Source organism: Micromonospora maritima (assembly GCF_902825405.1).
Taxonomy (GTDB): Bacteria; Actinomycetota; Actinomycetes; order Mycobacteriales; family Micromonosporaceae; genus Micromonospora; species Micromonospora maritima.
On the sequence record NZ_CADEAU010000178.1, the window covers coordinates 1 to 10,131 of the forward strand.

9 protein-coding genes are annotated in these 10,131 nt (G+C 71.4%); 3 read left to right on the top strand and 6 right to left on the bottom strand.

Features of this window, described 5'->3' with window-relative positions; translation table 11 throughout:
• Positions 1-316 precede the first annotated feature (316 nt).
• The gene (locus tag HUW36_RS17080) at positions 317-997 is read left to right on the top strand and encodes a maleylpyruvate isomerase N-terminal domain-containing protein (RefSeq protein WP_174529085.1); all 681 of its coding nucleotides are present in this window, start codon (positions 317-319) and stop codon (positions 995-997) included.
• 31 nt (positions 998-1,028) lie between these two features.
• Here HUW36_RS17080 and HUW36_RS17085 read toward each other — a convergent pair whose 3' ends face one another.
• Both HUW36_RS17085 and dnaB read right to left on the bottom strand, forming a co-directional pair.
• Positions 1,029-1,952: a hypothetical protein gene (locus HUW36_RS17085; protein ID WP_174529086.1), complete on the bottom strand. Its 924-nt coding sequence runs from the start codon at positions 1,950-1,952 to the stop codon at positions 1,029-1,031.
• Positions 1,949-4,711, bottom strand: coding sequence for a replicative DNA helicase (gene dnaB / locus HUW36_RS17090; RefSeq protein WP_174529087.1), 2,763 nt, complete (start codon positions 4,709-4,711; stop codon positions 1,949-1,951). Before dnaB ends, HUW36_RS17085 begins: the two co-directional genes overlap by 4 nt.
• 394 nt (positions 4,712-5,105) lie before the next feature.
• On the opposite strand from dnaB, the gene HUW36_RS17095 reads away from it, so the two are divergent.
• Positions 5,106-6,635, top strand: a complete 1,530-nt coding sequence (locus HUW36_RS17095) for a hypothetical protein (protein WP_174529088.1) — start codon at positions 5,106-5,108, stop codon at positions 6,633-6,635.
• A gap of 78 nt (positions 6,636-6,713) precedes the next feature.
• Here the strand turns inward: HUW36_RS17095 and rplI are convergent, their stop codons facing one another.
• From rplI to rpsF, 4 genes are all read right to left on the bottom strand, one after another.
• A complete protein-coding gene (gene rplI, locus HUW36_RS17100) occupies positions 6,714-7,160 on the bottom strand; it encodes a 50S ribosomal protein L9 (RefSeq protein ID WP_091567774.1) in 447 nt (148 codons plus the stop codon).
• Between the two features lie 14 nt (positions 7,161-7,174).
• A complete protein-coding gene (gene rpsR, locus HUW36_RS17105) occupies positions 7,175-7,414 on the bottom strand; it encodes a 30S ribosomal protein S18 (RefSeq protein WP_013289355.1) in 240 nt (79 codons plus the stop codon).
• A gap of 41 nt (positions 7,415-7,455) precedes the next feature.
• Positions 7,456-7,986, bottom strand: coding sequence for a single-stranded DNA-binding protein (locus HUW36_RS17110; protein WP_172967885.1), 531 nt, complete (start codon positions 7,984-7,986; stop codon positions 7,456-7,458).
• Positions 7,987-8,068: 82 nt separating this feature from the next.
• Positions 8,069-8,359, bottom strand: coding sequence for a 30S ribosomal protein S6 (gene rpsF / locus HUW36_RS17115; RefSeq protein WP_046563719.1), 291 nt, complete (start codon positions 8,357-8,359; stop codon positions 8,069-8,071).
• Between the two features lie 640 nt (positions 8,360-8,999).
• On the opposite strand from rpsF, the gene HUW36_RS17120 reads away from it, so the two are divergent.
• Positions 9,000-9,782 carry a deoxyribonuclease IV gene (locus HUW36_RS17120; RefSeq protein WP_174529089.1) on the top strand — a complete coding sequence of 261 codons (783 nt, stop codon included), beginning with the start codon at positions 9,000-9,002 and terminating at the stop codon, positions 9,780-9,782.
• Positions 9,783-10,131: the final 349 nt, after the last annotated feature.

The following is a 10,131-nucleotide window of genomic DNA, read 5'->3' on the forward strand; positions in this document are numbered from 1 at the left end:
TTTTCCCTACACGACGCTCTTCCGATCTCCCCCGCCCGCCGCCGCGCCGCACCAGCCCGGCTACGGCGCCGTCCCGCCGCCCCCGCCCGGCCACGGCTACCCGCAGCCGGCGTACGGCCACGGCCAGCAGCACCACGGCTACCACGGTCACTACCGGCGCAAGAAGAAGCACGGCTTCCTCGGCGAACTGTTCGACTGACCGCTCGCCGCTCCCGTCGGCGCGGGGCCCTTCTGATCGTCTCGACGAACGGAAGGGCCCCGCGCCCGACGCGTCGCCGTCGTGCCGACCGCCCCGCGCCGTGGCAGGCTGCTCGACATGAGCCCGATCCGGCAGCACGAGGCGCTGGCCCAGGCCTACGACGGCATCACCGCGGTCGTCGCCCCGCTCGACGACGCCAGCCTGCAACGGCCCACCCGGTGTCGCGGCTGGCTCGTCGCCGACCTGCTCTTCCACGTGCTCTGTGACGCCCAGCGGGCACTCGTCGCCCTGGCCAGCCCGGCGTCCGGCCCGGCCGACGTGGACGACGTCAGCTACTGGCGGGCGTTCACCCCCGACGACGACGCGGCGGGCGCGGCACACGCCTGGTGGGCGCGGCGCTCGGCCGCCGCCTTCGACCGGCCCACGGGCATCGTCCGGATCTGGTCCGACACCGCCCCCGCGGCCGCCCGCGCGGCCGCGACCGCCGACCCCGACGGGTACGTGAGCACCCAGGGCCACGTGCTGCGCGTACCCGATCTGCTCGCGACCCTGACCACCGAGGCGGTCGTCCACCACCTGGACCTGGTGGTGGACCTGCCCGACGCGCCGCTGCCGGCGGCGGACCCGACGCGGGTCGCGGTGACCACGATGGACGGCCTGCTCAGCGACGACGCGGTGCGGCCGGCCGGGTGGGACGACCACGAGTATCTGTTGAAGGCCACCGGGCGGGTGCCGCTGACCGACCGGGACCGGGTGGAACTGGGCGAGGCCGCGGGGTGGTTCCCGCTGATGGGCTGACGCCGGAGTGCCCGGATCAGGAATCGCCGCGCTACCGCGCCATCATCCGTGCGGCGATCTCCGCCTTGCGGGCCAGCGCCGTCACGGCATCCCGGTAGAGCAGTTCGGCTATCCGCTCGGCCGGCCCGCACGTGGTACCCACGGTGAAGATGCTCCGATGCGGTCGGACCGACAGGCCCATGATGCCTTCACGCTCAAGGAACCTCACGAACGCTTCCAGCAGATGCCTCCGTCCGACGACCCTGAACTGGGAGAGCAGGCTGGTGCTCGGCGCAGGACGCCGGTAGATGCCGAGTGAGCCGTCGCCGTCGACGACGCCTCTCCAGAAGTCGCGAGATTCGACGAGCCGCTCGTCGACCGTCTGCGCATAGCGACCCAGCTCGACGAGCCGGTCCGCGAGTCGGTGGGAACGCACGGAGAACTGGCAGGATCCGTGGGTCGGGCTCGTCGCCGAGATGCTGTTGTCACATCCCAGGAACCGTCGGAGCGCCACCAGGTGGTCGCGGTCCCGGGCAGCGAGGCCAACCGATATCTGCGGCATGTGGCCCGTCCGGTAGCTGACGCACCCATCAGCGAACAGGAATCCGATCCAGTAGCAGGACTCCGGTCCGAAATCGTCGAAGGCGTCGTGCCGCAGACCGTACGACACGGACCGAATCTCGACGCCTCTGCGGGAGAGCAGGCCACGTACCGAGGGGGCCGTCACCCCGAACTCAGCGGCGATCTGGCTGAGCGTCGCGCCGCCGAGAAACCTGTTCACGACCTCGTTTCGCTGGGCGTCCGTCAATCTGCCGGTACGACGTGGGGGCACACCATTACGGCGGAGCACCCCTCTGATCGCCTGCCTCGTCACTCCGTACCGCGAGCCGATAGCGGTGAGGCTCTCACCGCCCGTCGCGCAGCTGATGATCTCCTCCTGTTCGGTTGGAGACAGTTGGCGACGAACGGTGGTCATACGATGGCCATGTCCACGAAGCGTGACAGGTGCAGTTGGGCTGCGACCGTCACCGTGTCTGTGGGCCCATTCCTGTGTTTGGCGATTATGAAGTCCGCCTCCCCAGCGCGGGGTGACTCCTTGTCATAATAGTCATCACGGTGCAAGAGGATCACAACGTCAGCATCCTGCTCAATCGAGCCCGACTCGCGCAAATCAGACAGCTGTGGTCGCTTGTCGGTACGTTGCTCCGGGCCACGGTTCAGCTGACTCACCGCGATCACCGGGCACTCGACCTCCTTGGCCAGCAGCTTCAGGCCACGGGACAGGTCCGCGACCTCCTGCTGCCGGCTCTCGGTGCGCTTCGGTGACGTCATCAGCTGGAGATAGTCGACCACGATCAGCTTGAGGTCGTGCCGCTGCTTGAGCCGCCGCGCCTTCGCCCGGATCTCCATCAGGTTCATGCTCGGGGTGTCGTCGACGAAGAGCGGCGCCTCGCTGATCTCGCCCATGCAGCGCGCCAGCTTGGTCCAGTCGTCGTCGGAGAGCTGCCCGCTGCGCAGCACGTGCAGCGGTACGCGCGCCTCGGCCGAGAGGAGTCGCATGACGATCTCGACCTTGCTCATCTCCAGCGAGAAGATGGCCGACGCCTGGTTGGCGCGAATGGCGGCGTTCCGCGCGAAGTCCATGCTCGCGGTGCTGTTGTGGGTCGGGATCATCGACCGGCCCGCCAGATAGAGGTGATCGTCGTTGTCGACGGTCACGCAACGCACCGGGACGCTGGCCACCGGTCGGACGTCCACGATGAAACGGGAGCCCGAGCGTACGTCCGACGACGTCCCACGCCGGGCCTGGTGGGCGGTCCGCTTCCGTCGCAGGCGGAAGACCGGGTCCGGGGTGGAGAAGTTCAGCGTGTACGCGGTGGACGAGTCCTCGGTGCGCCCGCGCACTCTCCGCTCGTTCGTCGTGCAGCGGTAACCCAGGCTCACCACGAGTTCCCGGACACCGGCGATCAGCCGCTTCGAGGTGGACGTGTACTGGAGGTTCCCACCCGGGGCCACCGTGCCGTCGGTGTCCATCAGCCCTGCGAGGAGCGCCCGCCGCTGGGCCTCCGAGGCGCGGAGGTATTCCTGCGGAATGTGCTTGCTGTGGGCCACCCCGGCCTGACGGAGAAGCGCGACGAACGAGCCGCCGCGCTCATGGCACTCGGCGCAGGCGCGGTCCGCCGCCCTCGGCGTCGAGGGCAGGAGGACGGTGAAGACCATCGGCCCGCTGGGCCGTACCACGAAGCCGTCCCGGGCGACGAGGTCGACCATCTCGGCGTCCGCAGTGGTGAAGCGGCTGGCCCCGGTGCTGCCGTCGCCGAGCCACACCCCGAGGGTGTACGGCGGGACCGGCAGTTCACGCTCCGGAAGCTGGAGCGGTGCACAGTTGTCCACGGCGTGGTTGAAGCGACGGTCCGCCGTGTCGGTGCGCAGCGTTGCGGCGATCTGCGCGGTCGTCACCACCCCGTCGTGGACGTTGCGGGACCCGGCGTTGACCTGTCGTTCGGCCCGCTCGCCGAGCGTTGCGACCAACGCTCCCGCCGGGTAGCCGGGCGCCGTCCAGTTGCGGGTCTTGCCGGCGCGGGTGACCGGTCGGGCGACCCGGCCGTTCGCGCCGACCTGCTGCGCCACGGTGTGCAGCACGTTCCGGAACTCCGGACCGACCTGTTCGAGCGTTTCCGCAAGGGTGGCCAGGCGCTGGGGTTCGACGGACACGGCCGTCTCGACGGCTCGTAGCTTCGCCGACGCCGTCTCGGGCCAGTAGCGCCGCTGAAGTGACTCGGGTTGGCGTCGGCTGGCCCGGGTCGTCGTCTTCCACAGGTGCTCGGCGTCAGCCACGATGACGGAGCCGTCGGAGAACTCGACCTCGTAGCAGGGCCGGTCGTGCATCACGTCGAAGACGTTGGTGACGGTCGTCGGGGTGCCGTCGGCCGCGAGGAGTTGGTCGCCGACGCGCACCTCACCCATGGTCGTCCACCCCTGCGGCGTGGGGAGAGGAGTGTCGAGCGCGAGAGCCTTTCCAAGGCCAGGCCGGCCGGCCACGATGATCAATTGACCGGCGTGCAGGCCGTTGAGCAGACGGTCGAGGTCGGTGAAGCCGGTCGGCACGCCGGTCATCACCCCGCCCTGGGCGCCGACCGCCTCGATCTCGTCCAGCGTCGGCTGGAGCATGTCGGCCAGGACCGCGAAGTCCTCGCTGACCCGCTTCTCGGTGACCTCGTAGACGGCCTGCTGGGCCAGGTCGACGACGTCGTCCACGTCCCGGCTGCCGCCCTGACCGGTGCCGTAGCCGAGCTGCACGATCCGGGTGCCGGCCTCGACCAGGCGGCGGAGCACCGCCCGCTCGCCCACGATGCGCGCGTAGTAGGCGGCGTTCGCGGCGGTGGGCACGCTGGCGATCAGCGTGTGCAGGTAGGGCGCGCCGCCGATGCGGGCGAGGTCGCCGGAGTCGGCGAGCGCCGCCGCCACCGTGATCGGGTCGGCGGGTTCTCCTCGACCGTAGATGTCGAGGATGGCGTCGAAGATGGTGGCGTGCACCGGACGGTAGAAGTCGTTGGTCTTGAGGATCTCGACGACGTCCGCGATGGCGTCCTTGGAGAGCAGCATGCCGCCGAGGACGCACTGCTCGGCAGCCACGTCCTGGGGCGGCGTCTTCTCGAACGGCGCGTCGCGTGGCGGCGGTTCGGACGGTGGCCCCCCGGCCCGTTCCGCCCGTGTCTCGTCGGTGACCGACACGGGTCCCCCCTTGTTGCGTCGGATCGTGTCCAGCTGTATCGCCTGGGTACGACAACTTCCGCCGACCCCTCCGGTCGATCGGGGGTCATCGTCCGGCGGTCCGTGGCCACGATACGGAACCCGAGGTCAGCCACCAACAGGGCCGGTGGACGAGCCTCGGGACAACCTGTGGACGCACGGGGGGCGGCATGTGCGCAGGGTGTGCACAGGGGTGTGGAAAAGTGATGGGGAATTCCGGGCCTATCGCTCCTGACCTGGGCTTTTCCCATCCCCACCCTGTGGACGGAAGATTTCAGGTCGAGCCTTGCCGCCGTTCGTCCCGTACTATCGCTGCGAACGGCTACACCTGGACAGCGGGTTGCACTTTCGGGTTGAGAAGGGTCACGCTCCGGCCGTGAGACACCGGGACTGGGGAAGCGGGGAGGACAGCCCGCGCGAGCGCCGGCCGAGCGGTTCCTGGGACGATCCCGCCGGTCCGCGCGGCGTCGAGCCGTACGCGTCGGAGCGGTCCCGCACCCAGAGCAGGCGGCGGGCGATCGAGCGCGGCCAGGACGAGCCGGTGGACGCCTACCTCCCGCGGTGGGCGGTGGAGTCGGGGATCAGTCGGGCGGACGGTGGCGGGCGGCATGCCGCGCCGGACGACGACGAGGTCGAGCCGTACTCCGTCGGTGGCCGGCGGGCGGACGGCGGTCGACGTCGCGACGACGGTCGGCGGGAGCTGCGGGCGATCGGTGCGGGCCCGGTGTCGGACCACACCGCCGAGTGGACGATGGACGCCCCGCAGGAGCAGGGGTACGTCGGGAGCCGGCGGGCCGAGGGGTCCGAGGACGGGCCGGTGTCGGGGGTGACGCCACGGGCGCGTCCCCGTCGCGCGGCGAGCCGCAAGCCGCAGGTGACCTGGTCGGGGCTGGCGGAGGAGGCGGGTCCCGCCGATGCCTCCGGTGGGTGGGAGGCGGAACGGCCGGCCCCTCGGAGCCGCCGGGCGGGCAGCGGGTCGTCCTGGCCGCCGCCGGCCTCGTCGGATCCGTCGTGGTCGCGGCCCGCGGTGGACCCGTGGGCGCGGGGCGGGGCGGTGGAGCCGACCCCGGCGGAGCCGCCGGCGGTGGACCCGTGGGACGCGTCGGGAGTGCACGCGTGGGGTCGGGCGGCCACCGGGAGCAGGTGGGACCAGTCGGAGAGCCGGTGGGACCGCACGGAGCACACGGGCGAGTGGGACCGGTTCACCGACACGGGCTATCTGGAGCCGGTGCGCGACGGCGGCGACCGGTACGCGGCGGCCGATCCCTGGGACCGGACCGCGCCCCCGGTCCGGGAGGGTTGGGCGTCGCCGGAGCGGGCCGAGGAGTTCTGGTCGGGTACGCGGCTGGCGGGTGACGACCCGCGCTGGATGGAGACTCCTCCGTCGGCGCCGAGGTCGCCGATGGTGGCGTACACCGCTCCGGGTCCGCGGGCGGCACCGCGGCGGCGGCCGGTGGAGCCGGTGCGCCCGGGCGGGTCGGCGCTGCGGCAGCGGATGGAGACGATCGGCGGCGGCTCGTGGGGCCGGCGGCTGGAGGACGACCTGCTGGACCCGGATCCGGGGGGTCCGTTGCGGCCGCTGGCCTACACGGCGGCCTGCTACCTGGTGCCGGCGGTGTTGCTCTTCCTGGGTCTGGTGTTCCTGGACGGGCAGGCGCCGGCGGGTTGTGTCACCGACATCACCGGCGGGGGTTGCGACTCGCCGCGGGCGCACGCGCTCGGCTCGTTGTTGGCGGCGGCGCCGCGGTTCGGGCTGGCGATGCTGAGCAGCCTGGTGGTGGCGGTGGTGCTGCGGCAGGTCGGGACGACCTGGCGGCCGGCGACGGTGGCGTTGGCGGCGGCCGTGGTGGGGGGTGGGCTGTCCACGGTGGTGATCAGCGCGGTGACCGGCCAGCCGATCGGTTGACGGCGGCGCCGGGCGCGGTGGAATGCGGAAGGGCCCGCACCGGTGTCCGGTGCGGGCCCTCGCGTCGTGCTCGTGGTGTCAGCCCTTGACCACGTTCAGGTCGAACTTGGCGGTCACCTCGGGGTGCAGCCGGATGCTGACCGGGTAGGCGCCGAGCGACTTGATGTGGCCGGGCGTCTCCAGCCGGCGACGGTCCAGGGTCGGACCGCCGGCGGCCTTGACGGCCTCGACGATCTCGGCCGGGGTGACCGAACCGAAGAGCCGCCCGCCGTCACCGGCGCGGGCCTTCAGGTTGACCTTCAGGCCCTCGAGCTGGCCCTTGATCTCGTTGGCGTGGCCGAGGTCGCGGACCTCACGGGCCGAGCGGGCCCGCTTGATGACCGTGACCTGCTTCTCGGCACCCTTGGTCCAGGCGATCGCGAAGCCCTGCGGCAGCAGGTAGTTACGGCCGTAGCCGTCCTTGACCTCGACGATGTCGCCCGGAGAGCCGAGGCCGGACACCTCCTGAGTCAGGATGATCTTCATGTCCGTGCCTCCTCTCAGCGGGTCGTGGCCGTGTACGGCAGGAGCGCCATCTCGCGGGCGTTCTTGACCGCACGGGCGATCTGCCGCTGCTGCTGCGAGGTCACGCCGGTCACCCGTCGAGCGCGGATCTTGCCGCGGTCGGAGATGAACTTGCGCAGCAGCGCGGTGTCCTTGTAATCGATGTAGGTGATCCCGTCCTTGTCGAGCGGGTTCACCTTCTTCTTCGGCTTGCGCAGTGCCGCAGCCTTCGCCATTGCTCGTGCTCCTGGTTTGCGATCGCGGGCGCTCGGCGCCATCAGAACGGGGGCTCCTCGTCGAAGTTTCCGCCGCCCGAACCACCGCGGGAGGGGGCCGGGGCAGCCGAGGCCCAGGGGTCGTCGAAGTTGCCTCCGCCGCCACCCTGGCCGCCACCACCACCGAAGCCGCCACCACCGCCACCCGAGCGGGACATCTTCTGCACCTTCGCCGTGGCGTAGCGCAGGGACGGGCCGATCTCGTCGACCTCCAGCTCGATGACGGTGCGCTTCTCACCCTCGCGGGTCTCGTACGACCGCTGACGAAGCCGGCCGGACACGATCACCCGGGCGCCGCGCTGCAGCGACTCGGCGACGTTCTCGGCGGCCTGGCGCCAGACCGTGCACGAGAGGAACAGCGGCTCGCCGTCCTTCCACTCGCCGGACGCCTTGTCCATGAACCGGGGCGTCGAAGCGACCCGGAACTTGGCGACCGCCGCGCCGGAGGGGGTGAACCGCAACTCGGGGTCATCGGTCAGGTTGCCGATGACCGTGATGGTGGTGTCTCCTGCCATGACCATCTCCTCGCGCACTCATCTTTGTGCCGTACAGGCTCTCAGAGCCGTACGACAGCGTGGATGAGGCTTGTGATCCGGACGTGCCGGGTCTAGATGCTCAGCGCATCTCCGGGCGGATGACCTTGGTGCGCAGCACCGACTCGTTGAGTCGGAGCTGACGGTCCAGCTCGGCCACGGCCTCCGGCGACGCCTGGAGGTCGATGACGGCGTAGATGCCCTCGGCCTTCTTGTTGATCTCGTACGCGAGGCGCCGGCGGCCCCACACGTCGGTCTTCTCCACCGAGCCACCCGCGGTCCGGATCACGTTCAGGTACGTGTCGAGCGACGGGGCGACGGTGCGCTCCTCGAGGCTGGGGTCGAGGATCACCATGACTTCGTAATGACGCAAGACGTGCTCACCTCCTGTGGGCTAAGCGGCCACGGTCCTTCCGTGGCAGGAGGTCGTGCGTCGCTGCCCGGCCCGGTGCCGGGGGAACCCGGTCGGACGCGGACAACCGGACCAGGATAGCCGGTCCGGACGATCATCATCGGGGCGGTGGTCCGGCAGCGGCCCGGACGCGGTGACAGGGGCCCACCGTCGGCGTCGCGCGCCGTGCGGTGAACCCCTGTCCACGGGGCCGCGGGGCGTCCCGTCCGCATTCCTTGGGTGGGACCTGGGGAGGAACGACCACACCGATGAGGTTGGATCGAGGACGCCCCGCGGAGCTTTATTGTGTTGTCGCCTGGTCTGACCATACAGCGGCTCTCGTCACCACTTGGGGTAAATGGAGGAATTCGTCCATCTGGCTCCTGGGCGGTGCCGGCGAACCTGTGGATCCCGCCCCGTCGTGCCGGGCCGCACGGCGGGGCGTCCCGTTACCGGGGGCCGCCGCCCACCCGTCCGTGCTGTGGACCACGTCCGGTGGAGCGTCGACCATCGATCCCACCTCGGACAACGACCGCCGGGGCGGCTGGTGACGCGTCCACCCGCCGGAACCCCCCGCGCGCGTGCGCACCGCGCGTCGCAGGCGCGACGTAGGCTGCCCTGCATGCGAATCGGAGCCCACGTCGATCCGACCGACCCGCTGGCCGAGGCGGCCGCCCGGGACGCCGAAGCGGTGCAGTTCTTCCTGGCCGACCCGCAGGGCTGGAAGGCCCCGAAGCCGCGGGAGGACGCCGAGCGCCTGCGCGCGGCCGACGTCGACCTCTACGTCCACGCGCCGTACGTGATCAACGTGGCCACGCTCAACAACCGGATCCGCATCCCGAGCCGCAAGCTGCTCCTCGGCCACGCCACCGCCGCGGCGGCCGTCGGGGCCAAAGGGCTGATCGTGCACGGCGGCCACGTCAACGCCGGCGACGACCTGGCGGTCGGCTTCGACAACTGGCGCAAGACCTTCGCCTACGCGGCGGACTCCGGCGGCTTCCCGCTGCCGGTGCTGATCGAGAACACCGCCGGCGGTGACAACGCCTGCGCCCGGCACCTGGACGCGCTGGCCCGGCTCTGGGACGCGCTCGGCGACCACGAGGTCGGCTTCTGCCTCGACACCTGCCACGCCTACGCGGGCGGCGAGGAGCTGCTGGGCCTGGTCGACCGGGTCAAGGCGATCACCGGCCGGATCGACCTGATCCACGCCAACAACTCCAAGGGCGCCTTCAACTCCGGCCAGGACCGGCACGACAACCTGACCGGCGGCACGATCGACCCGGAGCTGCTGGTGGCGGTGATCCGGGCCGCCGGCGCGCCGGTCATCGTGGAGACGCCGGGCGGCGTCGACGGGCAGGCCGCCGACATCGCGTTCCTGCGCGGCCAGTTGGGCGCCGCGGCATGACCACCGAGCAGTCCGGCGCGACCGGCCGGCCCGACACCGGCCCACGGCCGGTCCCGGAGGAGACCGAGGCGGAGAAGCCGCCCGCGACCGGTGACACGCCGCACGAGGCCGGCGCGCGATCCGGCGGGACGGCGGCGTCCACCGACGCGGCGCGGGCCGACGCCGGGCGCGGCACCGGGAACCGGGCCGGACGGAAGAGCCGGGCCGGGAAGAAGAGCCGGGCCGTGACCGCCACCGTGGCCGGCGGCGGCGCGACCGGTGACGAGGGCAGCGGGACGACCGCCGGCGACCGGGCCGGAACCGGCGAGATCGGAAGAGCACACGTCTGAACTCCAGTCACTCATCATGA

Coding starts and splice junctions, on each gene's coding strand:
- rpsR (WP_013289355.1), bottom strand. CDS start 7,414: ATGGCGAAGGCTGCGGCACTGCGCAAGCCGAAGAAGAAGGTGAACCCG.
- HUW36_RS17085 (WP_174529086.1), bottom strand. CDS start 1,952: ATGACCACCGTTCGTCGCCAACTGTCTCCAACCGAACAGGAGGAGATC.
- rplI (WP_091567774.1), bottom strand. CDS start 7,160: ATGAAGATCATCCTGACTCAGGAGGTGTCCGGCCTCGGCTCTCCGGGC.
- HUW36_RS17080 (WP_174529085.1), top strand. CDS start 317: ATGAGCCCGATCCGGCAGCACGAGGCGCTGGCCCAGGCCTACGACGGC.
- HUW36_RS17120 (WP_174529089.1), top strand. CDS start 9,000: ATGCGAATCGGAGCCCACGTCGATCCGACCGACCCGCTGGCCGAGGCG.